22 protein-coding genes are annotated in these 19,147 nt (G+C 66.4%); 11 read left to right on the forward strand and 11 right to left on the reverse strand.

Annotated elements, in window-relative coordinates:
- Window positions 1–7 precede the first annotated feature (7 nt).
- Window positions 8–2,023 (reverse strand): TonB-dependent receptor, encoded by a 2,016-nt coding sequence (locus DFR51_RS13895; RefSeq protein WP_243446568.1) that lies wholly within the window; start codon window positions 2,021–2,023, stop codon window positions 8–10.
- A gap of 150 nt (window positions 2,024–2,173) precedes the next feature.
- Between DFR51_RS13895 and DFR51_RS13900 the strand changes: the two genes are divergently transcribed.
- Genes DFR51_RS13900 through cysQ form a run of 3 tightly spaced genes read left to right on the forward strand, consistent with a single transcriptional unit; the run spans window position 2,174 to window position 3,910 of the window.
- Window positions 2,174–2,731, forward strand: a complete 558-nt coding sequence (locus DFR51_RS13900; RefSeq protein ID WP_121052530.1) for a nitroreductase family protein — start codon at window positions 2,174–2,176, stop codon at window positions 2,729–2,731.
- A 49-nt stretch (window positions 2,732–2,780) separates the two neighbouring features.
- Window positions 2,781–3,128, forward strand: a complete 348-nt coding sequence (locus tag DFR51_RS13905; RefSeq protein ID WP_121052179.1) for a GntR family transcriptional regulator — start codon at window positions 2,781–2,783, stop codon at window positions 3,126–3,128.
- Window positions 3,125–3,910, forward strand: a complete 786-nt coding sequence (cysQ, locus tag DFR51_RS13910) for a 3'(2'),5'-bisphosphate nucleotidase CysQ (RefSeq protein ID WP_121052181.1) — start codon at window positions 3,125–3,127, stop codon at window positions 3,908–3,910. Before DFR51_RS13905 ends, cysQ begins: the two co-directional genes overlap by 4 nt.
- On the opposite strand, the gene DFR51_RS13915 is transcribed toward cysQ, so the two are convergent.
- The 4 genes from DFR51_RS13915 to dksA all read right to left on the reverse strand — a co-directional run bounded on the left by DFR51_RS13915 (window position 3,880) and on the right by dksA (window position 7,662).
- Complete coding sequence (locus DFR51_RS13915; protein WP_126494988.1) at window positions 3,880–5,499, reverse strand: hypothetical protein; 1,620 nt, start codon at window positions 5,497–5,499, stop codon at window positions 3,880–3,882. The two genes, cysQ and DFR51_RS13915, sit on opposite strands and share 31 nt — an antisense overlap.
- A 3-nt stretch (window positions 5,500–5,502) precedes the next feature.
- A complete protein-coding gene (gene fliM / locus DFR51_RS13920; RefSeq protein WP_121052185.1) occupies window positions 5,503–6,570 on the reverse strand; it encodes a flagellar motor switch protein FliM in 1,068 nt (355 codons plus the stop codon).
- On the reverse strand, window positions 6,567–7,046 hold the full coding sequence (locus tag DFR51_RS13925; RefSeq protein ID WP_121052187.1) for a flagellar basal body-associated FliL family protein: 480 nt from the start codon (window positions 7,044–7,046) through the stop codon (window positions 6,567–6,569). Before DFR51_RS13925 ends, fliM begins: the two co-directional genes overlap by 4 nt.
- A gap of 151 nt (window positions 7,047–7,197) precedes the next feature.
- On the reverse strand, window positions 7,198–7,662 hold the full coding sequence (dksA, locus tag DFR51_RS13930) for an RNA polymerase-binding protein DksA (RefSeq protein ID WP_121052532.1): 465 nt from the start codon (window positions 7,660–7,662) through the stop codon (window positions 7,198–7,200).
- Window positions 7,663–8,038: 376 nt separating this feature from the next.
- Here dksA and DFR51_RS13935 point away from each other — a divergent pair, with 376 nt between their 5' ends.
- From DFR51_RS13935 to DFR51_RS13960, 6 genes are all read left to right on the forward strand, one after another.
- Complete coding sequence (locus DFR51_RS13935) at window positions 8,039–8,239, forward strand: zinc-finger domain-containing protein (protein ID WP_121052190.1); 201 nt, start codon at window positions 8,039–8,041, stop codon at window positions 8,237–8,239.
- A 24-nt stretch (window positions 8,240–8,263) separates the two neighbouring features.
- Window positions 8,264–9,682 (forward strand): metalloprotease TldD, encoded by a 1,419-nt coding sequence (tldD, locus tag DFR51_RS13940; protein WP_121052192.1) that lies wholly within the window; start codon window positions 8,264–8,266, stop codon window positions 9,680–9,682.
- A gap of 20 nt (window positions 9,683–9,702) precedes the next feature.
- A complete protein-coding gene (locus DFR51_RS13945; RefSeq protein WP_121052194.1) occupies window positions 9,703–10,269 on the forward strand; it encodes a pyridoxamine 5'-phosphate oxidase family protein in 567 nt (188 codons plus the stop codon).
- Window positions 10,269–10,475, forward strand: a complete 207-nt coding sequence (locus tag DFR51_RS13950) for a putative signal transducing protein (protein WP_121052196.1) — start codon at window positions 10,269–10,271, stop codon at window positions 10,473–10,475. Before DFR51_RS13945 ends, DFR51_RS13950 begins: the two co-directional genes overlap by 1 nt.
- A gap of 171 nt (window positions 10,476–10,646) precedes the next feature.
- A complete protein-coding gene (locus DFR51_RS13955; protein ID WP_121052198.1) occupies window positions 10,647–10,985 on the forward strand; it encodes a P-II family nitrogen regulator in 339 nt (112 codons plus the stop codon).
- A 15-nt stretch (window positions 10,986–11,000) separates the two neighbouring features.
- Window positions 11,001–12,338: an ammonium transporter gene (locus tag DFR51_RS13960; protein ID WP_121052200.1), complete on the forward strand. Its 1,338-nt coding sequence runs from the start codon at window positions 11,001–11,003 to the stop codon at window positions 12,336–12,338.
- A 65-nt stretch (window positions 12,339–12,403) separates the two neighbouring features.
- Here DFR51_RS13960 and arfB read toward each other — a convergent pair whose 3' ends face one another.
- Genes arfB through DFR51_RS13980 form a run of 4 tightly spaced genes read right to left on the reverse strand, consistent with a single transcriptional unit; the run spans window position 12,404 to window position 14,578 of the window.
- A complete protein-coding gene (gene arfB, locus DFR51_RS13965; protein WP_121052202.1) occupies window positions 12,404–12,823 on the reverse strand; it encodes an alternative ribosome rescue aminoacyl-tRNA hydrolase ArfB in 420 nt (139 codons plus the stop codon).
- Window positions 12,823–13,728 carry a sterol desaturase family protein gene (locus DFR51_RS13970; RefSeq protein ID WP_121052204.1) on the reverse strand — a complete coding sequence of 302 codons (906 nt, stop codon included), beginning with the start codon at window positions 13,726–13,728 and terminating at the stop codon, window positions 12,823–12,825. Before DFR51_RS13970 ends, arfB begins: the two co-directional genes overlap by 1 nt.
- A 6-nt stretch (window positions 13,729–13,734) precedes the next feature.
- Window positions 13,735–14,130, reverse strand: coding sequence for a hypothetical protein (locus DFR51_RS13975; protein WP_121052207.1), 396 nt, complete (start codon window positions 14,128–14,130; stop codon window positions 13,735–13,737).
- 4 nt (window positions 14,131–14,134) lie between these two features.
- On the reverse strand, window positions 14,135–14,578 hold the full coding sequence (locus DFR51_RS13980) for a protein tyrosine phosphatase family protein (protein ID WP_338068326.1): 444 nt from the start codon (window positions 14,576–14,578) through the stop codon (window positions 14,135–14,137).
- On the opposite strand from DFR51_RS13980, the gene DFR51_RS13985 reads away from it, so the two are divergent.
- Both DFR51_RS13985 and DFR51_RS13990 read left to right on the forward strand, forming a co-directional pair.
- On the forward strand, window positions 14,553–15,194 hold the full coding sequence (locus DFR51_RS13985; RefSeq protein WP_276330577.1) for a CDP-alcohol phosphatidyltransferase family protein: 642 nt from the start codon (window positions 14,553–14,555) through the stop codon (window positions 15,192–15,194). The genes DFR51_RS13980 and DFR51_RS13985 overlap by 26 nt on opposite strands.
- A gap of 133 nt (window positions 15,195–15,327) precedes the next feature.
- Window positions 15,328–16,428: a right-handed parallel beta-helix repeat-containing protein gene (locus DFR51_RS13990; RefSeq protein ID WP_160119290.1), complete on the forward strand. Its 1,101-nt coding sequence runs from the start codon at window positions 15,328–15,330 to the stop codon at window positions 16,426–16,428.
- 36 nt (window positions 16,429–16,464) lie between these two features.
- Here the strand turns inward: DFR51_RS13990 and DFR51_RS13995 are convergent, their stop codons facing one another.
- Together DFR51_RS13995 and scpA are read right to left on the reverse strand one after the other, a co-directional pair.
- Window positions 16,465–16,905, reverse strand: coding sequence for a hypothetical protein (locus DFR51_RS13995; RefSeq protein WP_121052213.1), 441 nt, complete (start codon window positions 16,903–16,905; stop codon window positions 16,465–16,467).
- Between the two features lie 84 nt (window positions 16,906–16,989).
- Window positions 16,990–19,146 carry a methylmalonyl-CoA mutase gene (scpA, locus tag DFR51_RS14000; RefSeq protein ID WP_121052215.1) on the reverse strand — a complete coding sequence of 719 codons (2,157 nt, stop codon included), beginning with the start codon at window positions 19,144–19,146 and terminating at the stop codon, window positions 16,990–16,992.
- Between the last annotated feature and the right edge of the window lies 1 nt (window position 19,147).

Genomic DNA, 19,147 nt, shown 5'->3' on the forward strand with positions numbered 1-19,147 from the left:
CCTGAATTCAGCGTCCGGGGCGCCAGCGGATGCCGACCCAGAGCGTGCGCGGCTGGCCGCGATCGATGATGCCGTCGCTGGTGCGCCCGGCATCGACATTCGCATCGGCAAGATTTTCGGCGGCGAAGCGCAGCGACAGGCCTTGCCCGAGGGGCGCTTCGGCGAACGCATCGAGCGTGAAGGCTTCGTCCAGACGGAGCGTCTGCAGATCGTCCTCGTAGCGCGCACCGTCGTAGCGGGCACTGATACCGGCACTCCAGCCGTCCGCGCGCCAGCTTGCCGACGCGCTCGCCTGGTGCTTCGGGGTCTGCGCGGGACGCATCCCATCAAGCGCGGCAGACACGCCGCTTGCCTCAACGGCCGCGTCGGTGAACGCATAGGAGAGGCCGAACGACCAGCGCCCGAGATCGAGGCCCGCATTCGCTTCGATGCCCCACGCCTCGATTGCATCGAGGTTCAGCCTCTGGCGATACGCGCCCGCGACAAAACCGACACCCGGAAACGTACCTGGCCCCTGCCCGAGCGTGACGTTGCCGATCGCGTTCTTGGCGCGGTTGTAGAAGACCGTGGCGGAGAGGTGCGCGGTGCTGAGCGGGCGGTAATCGAATCCCGCCTCGATGCCACGCAGACGTTCGGGCTTCAGAGCCGCGTTCGCGGCTGTCGCATCCGCGCCGACACGGAACGGCCGGTACAGCTCGTTGAGCGTGGGCACGCGGAAGCCGAGATACCCGGCGGTGCGCAGCGTGAGCGCGGGGGTCGCCGAAAACGCAAGGCCGAGACGCCCGCTAGGCTCCGTGCCTGAGCGCTTGGCGAAGTCCGTGTCCGTAAGCACCGCGCCCGTCAACTGACGCTCGTTGAGATGCCCGTTCGTGAGCGACCAGCGATCGACACGGACGCCGCCCGTGAGCAGCAGCGCATCGGTAAGCCGCCAATCGTCTTCAATGAAAACACCGTAAACATTGCTGTCTCCGCCCGCTTCGCGCGTCCGCGTGAAGACACCGGCGACAGGCGTGTAGAACTCCTTCGTCTCCCCGGTCGCGCCGCGCCAATCGGCACCAAGGCGCAGGGCATGTGCGCCAAGCGTGGGGCGGATTTCCACCTTCGCGCCGTAGCCGGTCGCCGGGACCGCATACTGGTCGAGCGTCGGGAAGGCCGCGTTGCGCCCCGCCTCGATCCGGGCGAAGCGGGAGGAGAAGTCGCGCGTTTGCAGATAGGCACCGGCTTCCCACGGCAGCGCACCGCGCGACACCAGCCGCACGCTCGCATCGGCGCCGCTGTTCGACGAATCGACGATCTCGATGCCGCGCACGCGGTCGTCGGCGAACGCCGCGCCGCGCACCTGAAGCTCAGTCTGTTCGCCCACCGGCACGACGAAGCGCACCGCGCCGCCGTATTGCTCGTAGGAGGCCGGGATATCGATGGCCCCGCGCTGCGAGCGCTTGAGGAGATGGAAACCGTCGCCGCGATCGTATCCGGCATCGAGCGCGATGAAGCCGCCGCCAAGCGGGACAGTCGCGCCCGCATAGGCCGCGACCGAATCGCGGCTGCCGTAGTCGATGCCGACGACAGGCGCGCGCTCCCGCCCCGCGCTCGACAGCTCGATGACGCCGGTGAGCGCGCCCGCGCCGAACGCTCCGGCGCCGCCACCCGTGGTGATACGCACCGAGGAGAGGCCTTCGGGCCGGATCGCGGGCCACGGTATCCAGCCCGCGAACGGATCGGCAACGGGCACGCCGTCGAGCAGGACCAGCGCGCGGCTCGAAGCGTTGCCGCCGATGCCGCGAAGTTGCGCGCCTTGGCTCGTCGGGTTTGCAGAGCGGCTGTCCGTCCGGCGGAACATCTGGAAACCGGAGGTCGCCTCCAGCGCTGTCTCAAGGCCGCCGAGACCATCCTGCAGCGCCGCGCCATCGACGACCTGCACGGCATAGGCCTGTGTCCCCAGCGGCTGCTCGAGCGCATGACCCGTGACAACGATCGTGTCATCGGCAAACGCAGGATGCGCGAGGACGGCAGAGGCGAGCAAAAGGCAAAAACGATACGGCAAAATGGCGACCTGACTTTCTTTTCCGGAGGCGCTTCTGCTAGCGAGCGCTCTCCCGCCGGGCAACGGCCTATTGGCGAACGACAAGAAGGCAAACGATTCGTGACCGCGTTCAACGACCGCACCACCCCCATGTCGCTGCTTCTCTCGCGCCGTTCCGGCAAGGCGCGCGACATGATCGCGCCCGGCCCCGACGACGCGCAGCTGCAGCGCATCCTGACCGCGGCGGCGCGTGTGCCCGATCACGGCAAGCTTGCGCCGTGGCGCTTCGTGATCGTGCCGGAAAGCGAGCGCGACGCGCTCTCCGGGGCGCTGGACGCGATCTATGTGACCGAGAAACCGGAAGCCGGACGCATCGAACGCGAGGCGATCCGCGACTTCGCGCGGCAGGCGCCCACGCTGGTCGTCACGCTCTTCCGCCCCAAACCGGAATCGCACATCCCGCTCGCCGAACAGGCGGCGTCGGCCGCCGCCGCGACAATGACGCTCGCGCACGCCGCGCACGCCGAGGGCTTTGCCTCGTGCTGGCTGACGGGCTGGGCGGCCTATTCGGAAAGCGTGACGCGGCTGTTCGGCGAACCCGGCGACAGCATTGTCGGCTTCATGTTTCTGGGCACACCGGCGAAACCGCTGGAAGAGCGTCCACGCCCCGCCCTCGAAGACATCGTGAGCGTGTGGAGCGCCGCCTAGCCGCGCCCTGCGGGTTGACCGTAGTAGTGTCTTATGGTTTTATAACACTATGTGGCAAACGACGCGTCCGATCTATGTACAGATTCGCGATCTGATCGCGGCTGCGATTATTGACGGCCAGTACGGCGTCGGGGATTCGCTGCCTTCGGTGCGTGCGCTCGCGGCAGAGCAGCAGGTCAATCCGCTTACCGTCTCCAAAGCCTATCAGGAGCTGCAGAACGCCGGGCTCGTCTCGGCACGGCGTGGGCTCGGCCTGTTTGTGGAGCCGGGCGCACGGGAGCGGCTGGTGGCGGAGGAACGGAAGCAGTTCCTGACACACGAGTGGCCGGCGATCCGTCGCCACATCGACCGGCTTGGCTTGAAACCCGCGGAGCTCTTCGATACCGCGGATGCGTGACACGCTCTTTTCTTGACGCGCTGCTCCCGGTGATCCGGGACGCGGCAACCCTCATCGAACAAATCCGCGAAACGGGCGCCGCATCGCGCACCAAGGCCGACCGCTCGCCCGTGACCGAGGCGGACGAACGCGCCGAAGCGCTGATCGTCGCGGCGCTCCAGCGGATCGATCCCGAAACGCAGATCGTTGGCGAGGAAGCCTGCGAGGCGGACGGCAAGCCCGCCATCGCCGATCGCTTCTGGCTGATCGACCCTCTCGACGGCACCAAGAGCTTCCTCGACGGTGGGGCGGACTATTCCGTGAACATCGGCCTGATCGACAATGGCGCGCCGGTCTTCGGCATGGTGATGGCGCCGCGCACGGGCACGATCTGGGCGGGGATCGTCGGCGACGGCGCTTGGCGCTTCGATGGCGACGCGAAGACCGCGATCCGCTGCCGGGCGCTGCCTGCACGGCCCGTTGTCGTAACCAGCCGCTCGCACAACGACGACCGCACGATGGCCTATGTCGCGCGCATTCCGGGCGCGGATGTGAAGCCGAGCGGGTCGTCGCTGAAGTTCTGCATGATCGCCGACGGTGAGGCAGACGTGTATCCGCGTTTCGGGCCAACATCGGAGTGGGACACCGCCGCCGCGCACGCGGTGCTGCTTGCAGCGGGGGGCGCGATGGTCGATGCGGCGGGCTCGCCGTTCCGCTACGGCAAAGCGGATTATCTGAACGGGCCGTTCCTCGCGTGGGGCGACCCCGCCGCCTACGCCGCGCTGCCTTCGATCACCGAATAGGCCGACACCGTTTCCGTGACGGCCGCGAGAACGCGCGGATCGCGCGGGGCGTTCACAAGGGCTTCGAGCGCCCGGCCCGCTTGCCCCCGCATCGTGCGGTAGCGCCGTTCCAGACTGCGGAGCCGGACGCGATCGTCCTGCCGGGCGGCGGCGACGGCGACGCGGAGGATCAGGCCTGCGTCCTGCGTGGACACAGCGCCTTCGGGCAGGAAGGGTTCGAGACCGGCGATCACCACAGGCCATTCCCCCAGCGTCCACGCGGCTTCGGCGCGCAGAATGTCGGCGTTCCGGCCTTCAATTCCGGCAAGAAGGGCCCCGGCTTCGGCAGCGCTGCCGGTGCGGATGCGCGCGGCGGCTTCCACCTGCCGGCGTCGCAGATCGAGATCGGCGGGGAGCGCGGCACGTGTTTCGGCGAGGACGGTGAGCGCCCGCTGCGGATTGCCGCTTGCCACGAGGAGTTCGGCGAGCCGCACCGCGACGCTTGCCCGCGCCGTACCTTCGAGGCGATGCGCGACCTGATGATCGAGGAGGCGCGCAGCCTCCGCGGTGCGGCCCACCGCAGCGAGCCGCTCGGCGAGACGGCGGATCAGGGCATCAGCCTCCGGGCCTTGCGGCGCATAATCGGGATAGGTGCCGAACAGCGCGACGGCCTCATCCGGCGGCACGTCCGCGACGACAGCCGCGAACCGCTTCGAAAGACCCTGCCGAAGTCCCGGCGCATCGCCCGCGACAGCGCTCCATGCCGCGAAGGCACCGGGGACATCCCCGGAGGCATCCCGAAACTTGCCGAGCGCCATCAACAGATCGCGCTCGGCAGCACCGCCGCGCCAGACGTTGTCGAGGCTCTCCATATGCGCAAGCGCGGCTTTCGGGGTGAGGCGCCCGGCCGCGACCTCGATTTCTGTGGCCGCAACCTCGGCGCGCAGCGCGGCGATCGGGTTCGGACCTGCCGCAGCGCGGCGGAAATGCCCGAGCGCTGCCGGCGCATCGCCGCGCAGCGTGACGCCCCGCCAATATTCGGCCTCGCCCTGCTGGACCGGAGACAGCCCCTCCATCCCGCGCAGCACCGCCGCAGCCGCGTCCATGTCCCCCGCCTCCGCGTAGGTGCGAACAGCGGGCATCAGATAGGCCGCGCGCGCGCCAGCGGGCAGTGCCGCAAGCGCGGGCCCGGCGCAGCGATGCGCGGCGGCAACCCCGGCGCGGTCGCGCAGCCGCCCCGACGCGGCGAGGCGCTGTAGGCAGGCGGCAGCGACTTCGGCAAGCGCCGGCGTATCGAGCGCTGCCAGCGCCTTTTCGGGAGCGCCAAGCGCGTTCAACACTTCGGCGCGCAGCAGACGAAACGCAGCCATTTGGGCGCGGCGCGGCGAATCGGCGGCAAGCACGCCGAGCACGCCTTCCGCCTCTGCATAAAGACCGGCCGCGGCATAGTCCTGCGCGAGCCGCCAGCGCCGTTCGGGGCGCTCCGCATCAGGCGCGACGCTGAGCGCCTGCAGCGCGGCGCGCACGTTCGGCGCGTCTCCCGACACGGGCGCGGGGATCGCCAGCGCGAGCATAGCGAACAGCAGCAAACGTCGGGGTACACGGCGCATGGCCTAATCCTCGCCGCGCAGGCGGAACGTCTTTCCGGGCTGGGGTTCGGTTTCCCGGTCGGTGAGCCGCACCGCCACCTGATTGCCGGAGCGACCCATGCGGCCATGCCCGATCGTGCGCCCGCCGCAGCGCAGCGCGACCGGGTGCTCCTCGCGCGTGCCGAAAAGCAGCGTCTGGCCGGGCTTGAAACCCATCACCTCGGCAAGGGTCATCTGCTGCTCGCCGAGAACCGCTTCGACCTCGACGCGGGCGCGCTGAAGCTCCGACGCCAGATGCCGTTCCCATATTCTGTCGCGGCCGAACGTCTCGCCCGTGAAACGCTGAAGGAGCAAAGCGCGCACCGGCTCCAGCGTCGCATGGGGGATCACGAGATCAAGGAGCCCGCCGCGCTCATCGACCTCGATGCGGAAGCGGGCGTTGACGGCGATGCTGGTGGGACGCGCGATCCCGGCGAAGCGCGGGTTGGTTTCGATCCGGTCACGCACGAACCCGACCGAAGCTAGCGGGGCGAAGGCGGCGCCGAGATCGTTCAGCACGACATCGACGAGGCGGGTGACGAGTTTCGTTTCGATCGCCGTGAACCCCCGCCCGCCGATCCGTGCCGGGGGCACGCCGCGACGCCCGCCGAGCAGTACGTCGACCATCGCGAAGGCGAGGTCCGGGCGGACGATGAGCAGCGCCGAATTGTCCCAAGCGCGCGCCTGCGCGACACTGATCAGAGACGGCCGCGGGAGGTCGTTCAGGAAGGCGCCGAAACGCACGGGAGCAACCGCTTCGACGGAGACAGCGATCGTATCGGAGGTGAGGCTGCGGAGGCTTGCCGTCATCAGCCTGACGAGGCGATCGAAGACCACATCGAGCATCGGCAGTCGCTCAGTGGAAACGAGACCGGCGTTGATGATGGCGTCGATGCCTACCTGATCGGAGGCCGGTATCCCGCGCGGCGTTTCGCGCGCGTGTGCCGCCTGCTGCGCGGTGCGCTGCATCTGGTCCCGCGTCAGCGCCCACTCTGCCTCGATATCGTCGCGAAGCCAGGCTTCGGGGTCGAACTTCATACTGCGGCTGGTCATTGCTGGATCAGCTCCTGTACCAGCACGTCGCTCGCCCGTCCCGGCCCGGCGCGGTTGATACGCACCATCAGCTCTTCCTTGATGCGGTACGTGCCCGATGCGCCGCCGAGATCCTGCGGGTGCAGCGCGCGCAGATAGGACTGGAAGCTGTCGATCACCGCAGGAAGCCGGGCCTTGATCGCGGCGGCATCCTCGCGGCTCGCGGCCTCGATCACCACCTGCACCTTGAGGTAGCGGCGCTCGCCGCCCTTCGCGCGGAGATTCACGGTCATCGCCGGAACCTCGACATAATAGGGAATCGCGGGTGTCAGGACGCCGGGCGCCGACGCCCACTGCAGGCCATAAAGCGCGGCGACGAAGGCCGCTGTGATCAGCGCAGCCGTGACGATACGCTTGCCGCTCCACCACTTGCGCGGCAAGGCAGCCTCCAACGCGGCCAGTTCCTCTGGCCGTATGGCATCATCGATCGGCGTCATCGGCCCCGCCAGTTTGCAACCCAGAGCACAAACTAGCCGCTGCGTAGTTAACGAGGCGTTGCGGATGATGAGTGCATGAGCACGGGAACCCCGCAGAGGACGCGGGTTTCCGTGACTTTCGCGTAACGATCTGGCCGGAGGCCAGACCGCGCTATTCGTCGCGCGTGATCTTCTCGTTGCGCTCGTGGCGTTCTTGCGCCTCGACCGTCATCGTGGCGATCGGGCGCGCGTCGAGGCGTTTCAGCGAAATCGGTTCGCCAGTCACCTCGCAATAGCCGTATTCGCCCGCATCGATGCGGCGGAGCGCAGCGTCGATCTTGTTGATCAGCTTGCGCTGCCGATCCCGCGCGCGCAGCTCGATCGACCAGTCGGTCTCACTCGATGCGCGATCGGTGGCGTCAGCTTCCTGCAGCGGCTCCTTCTGGAGCTGGGCGAGCGTTTCCTTCGCTTCGCGATGGATATCGTCCTTCCAATCGAGAAGCTTCTTGCGGAAATACGCCAGCTGCAGCGGATTCATGAAAGGCTCGTCCTCCGAAGGGACATAGCCTTGTGGCAGTTCGATGCCATTCGCGGCAGCCGATTTCAGATTATCGTCGTCGTCGGCCAGGACGGACATTCCTTCAACCGTATCGATCATTTAACGCAACTCCTGCCCCGACCGTTCCGGCCCGCGAGCTGGTGAGGCGCGCGCGAAACGACCGCTCCCGGCGCGGGCTATACCGTCCGCATCTGCACGCGGCAAGCGGCTAGATGAGTGCGGCGCAAATTCATTCGCCAAACCGTTGCGGGACCGTGGATGTTAACACTTTGCTAACCTTTTCCACGCCATCGTCGCGCTATGTTCATGGCTCCCATCTCCCGTCGGCGCGTGCTGGTGCTCGGTGCGCTCAAGACGGCTTTCATCGCGATGATCGCGCTGGGGCCGGTAATCGCTCCGCACTTTATCTGAGCAGGCTTGAGGCCACGAAAAACCGGTGCTAAGCGCGGCATCCATGAACGCCACCGCTCCGAAAGACGCATTCGTCCCCGAAATCCGCTACGTCGACAGCACGCGCGTGTCGTGCGACGGCGACGAGGGACCGCTCGGCCATCCCCGCGTTTACATGGAAATGGAGCACGGTTTCGTCGATTGCGGCTATTGTGATCGGCGCTTCATCCTTTCGGGCGGACCCGCCGACACACGTGACAAATAAAGGCGTAGCGCCCATATCGGGCGTATGACCGACCCAACGCGCCTGTTTTATTCGCAGCTCGACCCCTCCCAAGCGGAGCGCGTCGTTGCCGACGTTCTCTCCGGCACCGACGATGGCGAGCTCTACATGCAGCACACCGTTGCCGAGAGCTTCAGCTTCGACGACGGCCGCATGAAATCCGCCAGCTTCGACACCACGCAGGGCTTCGGCCTGCGCGGCGTTTCGGGCGAAACCACGGCCTTCGCGCACGCCAACGAGATCAGCGAGGCCGCGATCCGGCGCGCGGGCGAAACCGTGGCGCTGGTGCGCGGCGGGCATGGCGGCACGATCGCCGCGCCGCCCGCGCGGACCAACCGCAAGCTTTATGTGGACGACGACCCGATCAGCGCGATTCCCTTCGCGCGCAAGGTCGCGCTGCTGGAGCGAATCGACGCCGCGGCGCGCGCGCGGGACCCGCGCGTGGTCCAGGTGTCCGCTTCACTCACCGCGAGCTGGTCCGCGATCGAGATTCTGCGCGGCGACGGCTTCCGCGCATCCGACATCCGGCCGCTGGTGCGGATCAACGTGCAGATCGTCGCGGAGAAGGACGGGCGGCGGGAGACCGGATTCCACGGCGTCGGCGGGCGCTACCTCTACGACCAGCTGTTCCAGGATGCGACGTGGGAGCGCGCCATCGACATCGCGCTCGCGCAGGCGCTGGTGAACCTCGACGCCGTCGCCGCCCCCGCGGGCGAGATGACCGTGGTGCTGGGGCCGGGCTGGCCGGGCGTTCTGCTCCACGAAGCTGTCGGCCACGGACTTGAAGGCGACTTCAACCGCAAGGGTGCTTCGACCTTTTCTGGCAGGCTCGGCCAGCGCGTCGCCTCGCCCGGCGTGACCATCGTGGATGACGGCAGCATCGAGCACCGGCGCGGGTCGCTCACCATCGATGACGAGGGCACGCCGACGGGCCGCACCGTGCTGATCGAGGACGGCATCCTGAAAGGCTACATGCAGGACCGGCTGAACGCCCGGCTGATGGGCGTTGCGCCCACCGGAAACGGCCGCCGCGAAAGCTTCGCGCACGCGCCGATGCCGCGCATGACGAACACGTTCATGCTCGCAGGCAACGACGATCCCGGCGAAATTCTATCCCGCGCAAAGTCCGGCATCTACGCGAAGAGCTTCGGCGGCGGGCAGGTCGACATCACGAACGGCAAGTTCGTGTTTTCCTGCACCGAGGCGTACCGTATCGAGAACGGCAAGCTGGGCGCCCCGATCAAGGGCGCGACGCTGATCGGTTCGGGACCGGAAGCGATGCAGAAGGTCGTCGCCATCGGCAATGACCTCGAACTCGACGAAGGCGTCGGCATCTGCGGCAAGGGCGGACAATCGGTGCCTGCGGGCGTCGGCCAGCCCACGCTGATGCTGGAAGGATTGACGGTGGGCGGCACCGCCGCCTGAGACGGAAGGAGAGCGGGCACATGGCGGATTTCTTCGATGCGCTGACGGAAGAGCACATCGCCTTCATCACGCGCCAGCCCGTGTTCTTCGTGGCGACCGCCGCCGCGGACGCGCGCATCAACCTCAGCCCCAAGGGTTATGACGCGTTTCGCGTGCTGGGGCCGAACCGCGTCGCCTATCTCGATCTCGGCGGCTCGGGCAACGAGACACACGCACACCTCGCGGCGGACGGTCGCATCACGCTGATGTTCTGCGCGTTCGACAATCCCGCGCTTATCTTCCGCATTTACGGGCGCGGGCGGCCTGTGCTGCCGCAGGACGCGGAGTGGGACGCGCTCGCGGCGCATTTCACGATCCTGTCCGGCACACGGCAGATCTTCGACATCACGGTGGAGAGCACGCAGACCAGCTGCGGCTGGGGCGTGCCGCAGATGACGCTGGAGCGCGAACGGCCCACGCTGGTGAAGTACCACAAGCAGGCTGGCAACGATCCATCCGCCTGGGTGAAGCGCCGCGCCGACCGCACGCGGAGCATCGACGGGCTGCCGGTCCGCGTGACCGACCGCTACGTGAGCGAGGACGCCTGATGCCGCTCGCGATGGTGCGCGAGTATTCGACCCGCATCGATGCCGATGTCGCCCGCCTTGCGCTCGAAGCAGAGGGGATTCCGGCGGTGCTTTTCGACGCGGGCGTGTCGAGCCTTGGGCTGGGGCCGATCGCTTCGGCGCGGCTGATGGTCGACGAAAGCGACGTCGATCGCGCAAAAAAGATTCTCGACGGGGCGACCGCTTAAAGTTTCGTCAACTTCTTCGCCTAGAATCTAGGCGACCACCCTTCATCGCCTAATTTTTAATCACAAATCACCGTCACCGGTGGTGGAGTCGTCCGCTTTGCTGCGCTGCAGCAGTTGGCACGCATCATGCAAATCGCCTCCCCGGCACAACCACACAGGAGGGGGCAAGGCATGAAGCTGATCATTGCTATCATCAAGCCGTTCAAGCTCGACCCCGTCCGGGAAGCCCTGAGCGACATCGGCGTGCAGGGACTGACCGTGACGGAGGTGAAAGGTTACGGACGCCAGAAGGGGCACACCGAAGTGTACCGCGGCGCCGAATACAGTGTGAACATGGTTCCGAAGCTGAAGCTTGAGATCGTCGCGGCCGACGACCTTGCTCCGCGTGTGGTTGAAACCATTTCCGCCGCTGCCGCGACCGGAAGCATCGGCGACGGCAAGATCTTCACGCTCGATGTCGGCGGCGCCGTGCGCATCCGCACCGGCGAAACCAACGAAACCGCTCTTTAGGACTGGGGGTAAGGAATGAAACCAACTCTTGGATTGGCGGGACGCGCGCTGGCTTTCGGCGCCCCCCTGCTGTTTTCACTGCCTGCCTTCGCGCAGGAAGCGGCCGAGGCGGCTGCTCCGGTCGTCGACAAGGGCGACACCGCGTGGATGATGACTTCGACAGTCCTCGTCATGGCGATGATCGTTCCCGGCCTCGCATTGTTCTATGGCGGTCTCGTCCGCACCAAGAACATGCTGTCGGTGCTGACACAAATCATCGCGGTGGCGAGCCTCGCCATGGTGATGTGGGCGCTCTACGGCTACACGATGGCGTTCGGTGACGGCGGCAACGCCTTCATCGCCGGCTTCGGCAAGGCGTTCCTCTCCGGCATTACCGCCGATTCCACGGCGGCAACCTTCAGCGACGGCTTCGTCATCCCTGAATTCGTGTTCATCGCCTTCCAGATGACCTTCTCGGCGATCACCGTCGCGCTCGTCATCGGCGGCCTTGTCGAGCGCATCAAGTTCTCGGCGGTGATGATCTTCGCGGTGATCTGGCTGACGATCGTCTACTATCCGATCGCGCACATGGTGTGGGCGACGGGCGGCCTGATCTTCGAATGGGGCGCGCTCGATTTCGCCGGCGGCACCGTCGTGCACATCAACGCCGGTGTCTCGGCGCTGGTTGGCGCGATCATCCTCGGCAAGCGCATCGGCTACCAGAAGGAAATCATGGCGCCGCACTCACTGACCATGACACTGATCGGCACCGGTCTGCTGTGGGTGGGCTGGTTCGGTTTCAACGCCGGCTCGGCGCTCGAAGCCAACGGCAGTGCGGGCCTCGCGCTCATCAACACCTTCCTCGCAACAGCGACCGCCGTGCTCTTCTGGATGCTGACGGAGCGTGCGCTTGGTCACAAGAGCTCGCTGCTCGGCGCCTGCTCGGGTGCCATCGCGGGTCTCGTGGCGATCACGCCGGCGGCAGGCAACTCGGGTCCGATGGGCGCGATCCTGCTCGGCCTCGTCGCGGGTATCCTCTGCTGCATCTTCGTCATGAAGATCAAAGCGAAGCTCGGTGTCGACGAGTCGCTCGACGCCTTCGGCATCCACGCTGTCGGCGGCATCATCGGCTCGATCCTCACGGCGGTGACCATGCTTCCGTCACTCGGCGGACCGGGCGGTGAAGACTACGCCGTGGGCGCCCAGCTCATCATCCAGATCCAGGCGGTCGTGGTCGCCGTCATCTGGGCAGGGGTGGGCTCGGCAATTGCCTTCACGGTCGCCAAGGTCGTCACCGGCCTGCGCGTCACCGAGGAAGTCGAGCGCGAAGGTCTCGACCTCGGCGAACACGGCGAACGCGCGTACAACTACTGAGTTTAGTACCTGCGTAAATCCCGGGGGCGGTGTGGGCGACCACGCCGCCCCCTCTCCTTTCCGGATCAGATATCCGAAGGCTTGCGGCGCAGCGCCTTCACCTTGCCGCGCCCGGTCTTGGCGTCGGTACGGCGCGCCTTCGCCGCCTTGCCCGGCTTCGTCTTGATGCGCGGCGTCGGCGGCACGGCGGCTTCGGAAAGCAATGCGACGAGGCGCCCCTCCGCATCCTCCCGGTTCATCTCCTGCGTGCGGAAGCGATCAGCACGCAGAACGATCACCCCATCCAGCGTCAGCCGTCGCCCGGCGAGCCGCGCGGCCCGGCGCTTGACGGCATCAGGCAATGACGGCGATCGCGCCAGATCGAAACGCAGCTCGACCGCCGTCGACACCTTGTTGACGTTCTGCCCCCCGGGACCGCTCGCACGGATAAAGCTGAGCGTGATCTCGTCAGGGTGAATCGCAAGCCCCCGCCCGATGGAAATCATTATTCGGCAGGCTCTGCCGCGAGCCGCGCCTGCCGCTCCGCCCAGCGCGCCTTGATCGTCTCCGACGTGTCACGGCTGCCGTCGTGGCTCCAGCCCGGCGGCTTCACCATGTAGTTCCAGCGCGCACGCCACGTAGGCGCGTGCCACACGTCCCTCGCGATGCCGATCCATTCGTGGAACGCCGTCCACAGCACGTTGAAGCTGCCGAGGTTCTTGACGATGCCGTAGCGGCAGGGCTCGTCATCGCGTTCCGGCTCGAACGTACCGAACATCTTGTCCCAGATGATGAACATGCCCGCGTAGTTCTTGTCGAGATAGCGCGGGTTCGTCGCGTGGTGGACGCGGTGATGCGAGGGCGTGTTCATCACCGCTTCGAACCAGCGCGGCATCCGGCCGACGACCTCCGTGTGAATCCAGAACTGGTAGACGAGGTTGATCGCCGAGGCGAACAGCACCATCGCCGGATCGAAGACGAGGAACAGCGGCATCCGGAAGATGAACGCGAGCGCGAAGAAACCCGTCCACGTCTGCCGGAGCGCCGTGGAGAGATTATAATGCTGGCTCGAATGATGAATGACGTGCGCCGCCCAGAACCAGCGCACGCGGTGCGCGCTGCGGTGGAAGACGTAGTAAGCAAGATCGTCGGCAAGGATGCAGAGCGCGAACACCCACCAGTGCCAGCCGAGATCGACAATCGCGAACTGGTGCAGCCAGTAAGCCGCCGCGACGACCGCGCCGCCCGTGATGAGGCCCGCGATCGTACTGCCGAAGCCCATGACGAGCGAGGTGGCGGTATCGCGCCACTCATATTCGCCGCGCCCGCCGAAACGGACCCAGAGCACCTCCGCCACCATCAGCAGGATGAACGCCGGAATGGCGAGAGCGACGGGATCGGGCAGTTGCATGGCGCGTTATCCAGCCTGTGCCCGCAGCCGCGCGGCAAGCGTTTCCGCCGCTTCCGCGCCGATCCGCAGGCGAACCAGGCCGAACATGGGATCACCGCCGTCCACGATCAAGTCATCGCTTTCGACAGTGACCGCCACCGGCGCGGCGATCCCGCGCACGGCCCAGTGCGATCCATGCGGCTTGATGAGCGCGAAACGCCCTCCCTGCCCCGAAACGATCGCGCCGCCGCCATCGGCACCAAGCGCGACATCATCCGCCACGAACCCGGCAAGGGTGAATTCGGCAAGATCAACCGCCGCCTTCGCATCGAGGCCTGCCGCCGGACGCCGGACGCCGAGCCATCGCGCCAGCAGAACCACGAGCGCGATGCCGCCGACCGAAATCAGCGTCTGGGCGAGCATGGTGTTACCGCGCCGCCATCTGCTGCATGACGCCGCAGATCGGCGACAGATCATATCCGGCGGCGCGCGCGGCTTCGGCGAGCGCGACCGGATCCTTGCCCGCTGAAGCTTCGGCAAGGCCCCAGAGCATCGTCGATCGTGTTCCCGAGCGGCAGAACATCAGCGTGGTCTGCCCTTCGAGCGCTTTGCGCACCGCCTCGATCATCCCAGGCGTGATGCCGCCCTGCGACATCGGGATATGGGCATAGGCGAGCCCTTCGGCCGCGGCTGCCGCCGCGATCGTTTCGCCCGGCGGCTGATCGGGCGCCTCCCCATCCGGCCGGTTGTTGATGATCGCGGTGAAGCCCGCCGCCTTCGCAGCGCCAACGTCGGCAGCCGTGATCTGCGGCGCGACCGAAACGGCTTCGCTGAGCTTCAGGAACATGGTTTCCTCCAAAAGACCGGGCACGGACGTGCATGACATTCATGCCTCGTCTATCCTGTGCAGACGATACTGGCGACTAAAACAGTGTGGGAGGCGCCCTATCAACATTCCCAATCTGCTGACCGTCTTCCGGGTGCTGCTTGTGGCGCCGATGGCGCTGTACCTGATTTGGGGCGACCTGGCGCGCGCGGGCATGATCTTTGTCATCGCCGCCACCACCGACGCCGTGGACGGCTGGATCGCGCGGCGCTGGCACAGCATCACGACGTTCGGGCGGCTGATGGACCCGGTTGCCGACAAGCTGCTCGTCGGGACGGCCATCGCACTCCTTTGGTGGACGGGACTCCTGCCGGGCTGGTTCGCGCTCGTCGTCGCGCTGCGCGAAGGCTTCGTGCTTGCCGCAAGCGGCTGGGCGCGGGCGCGCGGGCACGCCGACGAACTGCATCCCGGCCTTTTCGGCAAGGCGGGAAACGCGCTGCAAATGCTGCTGGTGGCGCTGATCCTGCTGCCGCTGCCCGGCGCGCTGAAAGCCCCGGCTTTTCTGCAAGTCCTGATGATTTCAGCAAGTTTTCTGGCGGTCGTTTCGGCCATCCACTATGCACGGCGCTGGAAACGGGTCCGGCACGAAACGCATGCGTAATGTCCCGTATGCCATGCGCTCCACCCGGCTTTCAGGAGATGTGCGATTGAAACCGTCATCATTCAGAGGGCATGAGCGGCGCGCGCTGTCGATGGGCACGCGCGGCATGACGGCAATGACGAGGTCTGCGGACATGACACTGAGACTCGCTCTGGCAGCGGCCCTCGCAACGGGCTCGGCGGGCGCATCCGCGGCGACGCTCGCGGTCGGCGGCAACGGTCCCTATGCGACGCTGACGGAAGCCTCGCGCGACGCGAAGGGCGGCGACACCATCATCGTAGCGCCCGGGATCTACGCAGGCGCGCGCTTCCATGCCGACGGGCTTACCATCCGCGCCGCAGCGAACGCCGTGCCGGGCAGCGTCGTGGTGAACGGCAACACCGTGGGCGGCAAGGGTCTGTTCGTGATCGTCGGAGATGACGTGACGATCGCGGGGCTGACATTCGAAGGCGCCCGCGCAGCGGACGGAAACGGCGCGGGCATCCGGGCCGAGGGCCGCAACCTCAGCGTGACCGACGCTCGCTTTATCGGGAACGAGATGGGAATCCTTGCAAACGGCGTTGATGGCAGCGTGCTGACCGTGCGCCGTTCGCGCTTCACGGAGACGGCCAGCCGCGCGCAGGACCGCGTCGGCCATGCCGTTTATGCGAACGGCATCGCACGGCTGGTGGTGACGGGATCGACATTCGAGCGCGGCGCGCGCGGCCACTACATCAAATCCCGCGCGCTCGACACGCGGATCACGGGCAACCGGATCGACGACACGAACGGCTCGGCCTCCTACCTCATCGATCTGCCGGAAGGCGGCGCGGCGACGATCAGCGGCAATCTGCTGGTAAAGGGCCCGAGCCCGGACAATTGCTGCACGGCCATTGCCTATGGCTTCGAGATGCGGAAGGGCGGCAGCTACATCAATCCGCCGGGTCCGGTGCGCGTGAGCGGCAACCGCTTCGTGAACCGCGCGCCGGGTATCGTGACATTCTTCGCCAACCGCTCTGCGCCCGCCAACGCCGCGACGCTCTCCGACAACGAGCTGGTCGAGGAGCAAGGCCGTATCGTCGTCGCCACGGGACACGCAACGGTGAATGGCAAGGCCGCCGCCACAAGCTATATCTCGAACGCCGCGACCTTCGCGGAAATGGCCCTGAAACCGCCGATGTCGGGCATATTCGCGCTGCTTGGCTTCGGCCTTGCGGGTATCATCGTGGGCCGCCGAAAACCCGTCACGCGCTGAACGCGGAAGGGGCGAAAAGCCCCTCCCGTACGCCCATTATTTTTTCGGTAAATGCCGGTGCACGATGGAGCGCTTTCGGTTTGCGATGAGGCCGCTCCACTCTTCGAGCAGCTTTTCGGAAGCTTCCTTGCTCCCGGTCAGTTTGTGGAGTTCCGCGAACCAGGCGACGTCGTCGGGCGAATACTGCCATTCGATGTCGGCCCCGCTTTTCATAGGCCAGACGAGCACGTCGTCCCAATCGCCGTACTGCACATGGTATTCTTCGGGGATCGGAGTCTTCGAAGCCACGGACGCGGGATCGAAATATTTCTTCACGATCTCGTAGGCGCGCTCGCCCTTGCCTTCCTTGTACTTCACGAACTCCATGACGTGATACGAGACGTTCTCGCGCTTTTTCGCCGTGTCCTGCGCGGCGACGGGTGAGGCAACGACAAACGCGGACGCAACGCAAAGCGAGACAAATTTCCGGTAGGTCATGACGTGTCTCCCCTGTTTGGAGACGGGGAGACATATCACGGTTTCGGTTCGGGTCCGAATCGGACCGCGCAAACGCGGGGGCGCTTACTCCGCCGCTTCGGCAAGCCCTGCGGGCGGCATGTTGTGGCCGAGAAGGCGCAGCACGTCCGCCGCGCACTCTACAACGTTCGTGCCGGGGCCGTAGATGCCCTGAACGCCCGCATCGCGCAGGAAATCATAGTCCTGCGGCGGGATGACACCGCCCGCGATCACCTTGATGTCGCTGCGCCCCTGCTCGCGCAGGCCGCGGATCAGCTCGGGGATGAGTGTCTTGTGCCCAGCGGCGAGCGACGAGGCGCCGACGACATCGACGCCGGTTTCGAGCGCAAGCACCACGGTTTCCTCAGGTGTCTGGAACAGCGGCCCGGAGACCACGTCGAAACCCATGTCGCCGAAGGCCGACGCGATGACGTTGGCGCCGCGATCGTGCCCGTCCTGGCCCATCTTGGCGACGAGGAGCTTGGGCTTGCGGCCGAGACGGCGTTCTACGGCCTTGACGCCTTCCACAACCTGGTCCCAGCGACTGTCGCCCTTGTAGGGCGCCGCATAGACGCCCTTCACCGGCGTCGGCGTGGTGCCGTAGCGCTGGAAGCTCTCTTCCATCGCCGACGAGATTTCGCCGAGCGTGGCGCGTGCGCGCGCGGCTTCGACAGCAAGCGCAAGGAGGTTGTTTTCGATGCTGGAAGGCTTCGCGGCGCCCGCACGCAGCGCGTCGAGCGCGGCGCGGCAGGCGGCCTCGTCGCGCGCAGACTTCACGGCATTGATGCGCGCGATCTGCGATTCGCGGACCTTGGTGTTGTCGACCTCGAGCGTTTCGAGCAGGTCTTCGTTGGCGAGGCGGTACTTGTTGACGCCGACGATCACGTCCTCGGCGCGGTCGACGCGGGCCTGACGCGCGGCGGCGGCTTCCTCGATCATTGCCTTCGGCCATCCCGCCGCCACAGCCTTCGCCATGCCGCCTTCGGCCTCGACACGCTCGATGATCTCCCACGCCTTGTCGACGAGATCCTGCGTCAGCGCTTCGACGTAGTAAGAGCCGCCCAAGGGATCGACGACTTTGGTCATCCCCGTCTCTTCCTGGATCACGATCTGCGTGTTGCGCGCGATGCGGGCTGAGAAATCGGTGGGCAGCGCGATGGCTTCATCGAGCGCGTTGGTGTGCAGCGACTGCGTGCCGCCCAGCATCGCGGCCATCGCCTCGATCGTCGTGCGGATCACGTTGTTGTAGGGGTCCTGCTCCGTCAGTGACACGCCCGAGGTCTGGCAGTGCGTGCGAAGCATCTTGGAGCGCTCGTCCTTGGCCCCGAGGTTCGTCATCACGCGGTGCCACAGCACGCGCGCGGCGCGCAGCTTCGCGATTTCCATGAAGAAGTTCATGCCGATGGCGAAGAAGAACGACAGGCGCCCCGCGAACTTGTCGATGTCGAGGCCCGAGGCGACGCCGTAGCGCACGTATTCGGCGCCGTCCGCGATGGTGAAGGCAAGCTCCTGCACCTGCGTCGCGCCGGCTTCCTGCATGTGGTAGCCGGAAATCGAGATGCTGTTGAACTTCGGCATCTCCCGCGAGGTGTAGCCGAAGATATCGGAGATGATCCGCATCGAGGGCTCCGGCGGGTAGATGTAGGTGTTGCGGACCATGAACTCCTTGAGGATGTCGTTCTGGATGGTCCCGTCGAGCAGCTTCCGGTCGACGCCCTGCTCCTCGCCCGCGACGATGAAGAAGGCGAGGATGGGGATCACCGCGCCGTTCATCGTCATCGATACGGACATCTGATCGAGCGGGATGCCGTCGAACAGGATCTTCATGTCTTCGACCGAATCGATCGCGACGCCCGCCTTGCCGACGTCGCCGACGACGCGGGGGTGATCCGAATCATAGCCGCGGTGCGTGGCGAGATCGAAGGCAACCGAGAGGCCCTTCTGCCCGGCAGCAAGGTTGCGGCGGTAGAAGGCGTTCGACTCCTCAGCGGTGGAGAAGCCCGCGTACTGGCGAATCGTCCAGGGGCGACCGGCGTACATGGAAGCGCGGACACCGCGCGTGAACGGTGCGAAACCGGGCAGGCCGGGATCGGCGGTCACATCGTCCGCCGTGTAGAGCGGCTTCACGGTGATGCCCTCGGGCGTCTCCCAATCGAGGCTCTTGCCCTTCACTTCCTTTTCGGCGAGCGCCTTCCAGGCGTCCAGCGTCGGCTTGTCCGTCATA

The organism is Sphingosinicella microcystinivorans (assembly GCF_003634215.1).
GTDB classification, from domain to species: domain Bacteria; phylum Pseudomonadota; class Alphaproteobacteria; order Sphingomonadales; family Sphingomonadaceae; genus Sphingosinicella; species Sphingosinicella microcystinivorans.

Excerpts from the sequence above, each read along its gene's own strand:
- fliM (WP_121052185.1), bottom strand. The coding sequence starts at position 6,570 with ATGACCAGCCGCAGTATGAAGTTCGACCCCGAAGCCTGGCTTCGCGAC.
- DFR51_RS13945 (WP_121052194.1), top strand. The coding sequence starts at position 9,703 with ATGGCGGATTTCTTCGATGCGCTGACGGAAGAGCACATCGCCTTCATC.
- DFR51_RS13975 (WP_121052207.1), bottom strand. The coding sequence starts at position 14,130 with ATGCTCGCCCAGACGCTGATTTCGGTCGGCGGCATCGCGCTCGTGGTT.
- DFR51_RS13950 (WP_121052196.1), top strand. The coding sequence starts at position 10,269 with ATGCCGCTCGCGATGGTGCGCGAGTATTCGACCCGCATCGATGCCGAT.
- DFR51_RS13990 (WP_160119290.1), top strand. The coding sequence starts at position 15,328 with ATGACACTGAGACTCGCTCTGGCAGCGGCCCTCGCAACGGGCTCGGCG.
- DFR51_RS13915 (WP_126494988.1), bottom strand. The coding sequence starts at position 5,499 with ATGCGCCGTGTACCCCGACGTTTGCTGCTGTTCGCTATGCTCGCGCTG.
- DFR51_RS13960 (WP_121052200.1), top strand. The coding sequence starts at position 11,001 with ATGAAACCAACTCTTGGATTGGCGGGACGCGCGCTGGCTTTCGGCGCC.
- DFR51_RS13970 (WP_121052204.1), bottom strand. The coding sequence starts at position 13,728 with ATGCAACTGCCCGATCCCGTCGCTCTCGCCATTCCGGCGTTCATCCTG.
- DFR51_RS13995 (WP_121052213.1), bottom strand. The coding sequence starts at position 16,905 with ATGACCTACCGGAAATTTGTCTCGCTTTGCGTTGCGTCCGCGTTTGTC.
- tldD (WP_121052192.1), top strand. The coding sequence starts at position 8,264 with ATGACCGACCCAACGCGCCTGTTTTATTCGCAGCTCGACCCCTCCCAA.
- DFR51_RS13955 (WP_121052198.1), top strand. The coding sequence starts at position 10,647 with ATGAAGCTGATCATTGCTATCATCAAGCCGTTCAAGCTCGACCCCGTC.
- arfB (WP_121052202.1), bottom strand. The coding sequence starts at position 12,823 with ATGATTTCCATCGGGCGGGGGCTTGCGATTCACCCTGACGAGATCACG.
- scpA (WP_121052215.1), bottom strand. The coding sequence starts at position 19,146 with ATGACGGACAAGCCGACGCTGGACGCCTGGAAGGCGCTCGCCGAAAAG.
- DFR51_RS13905 (WP_121052179.1), top strand. The coding sequence starts at position 2,781 with ATGTGGCAAACGACGCGTCCGATCTATGTACAGATTCGCGATCTGATC.
- DFR51_RS13985 (WP_276330577.1), top strand. The coding sequence starts at position 14,553 with ATGGTTTCCTCCAAAAGACCGGGCACGGACGTGCATGACATTCATGCC.
- DFR51_RS13925 (WP_121052187.1), bottom strand. The coding sequence starts at position 7,046 with ATGACGCCGATCGATGATGCCATACGGCCAGAGGAACTGGCCGCGTTG.
- DFR51_RS13900 (WP_121052530.1), top strand. The coding sequence starts at position 2,174 with ATGTCGCTGCTTCTCTCGCGCCGTTCCGGCAAGGCGCGCGACATGATC.
- dksA (WP_121052532.1), bottom strand. The coding sequence starts at position 7,662 with ATGTCCGTCCTGGCCGACGACGACGATAATCTGAAATCGGCTGCCGCG.
- DFR51_RS13935 (WP_121052190.1), top strand. The coding sequence starts at position 8,039 with ATGAACGCCACCGCTCCGAAAGACGCATTCGTCCCCGAAATCCGCTAC.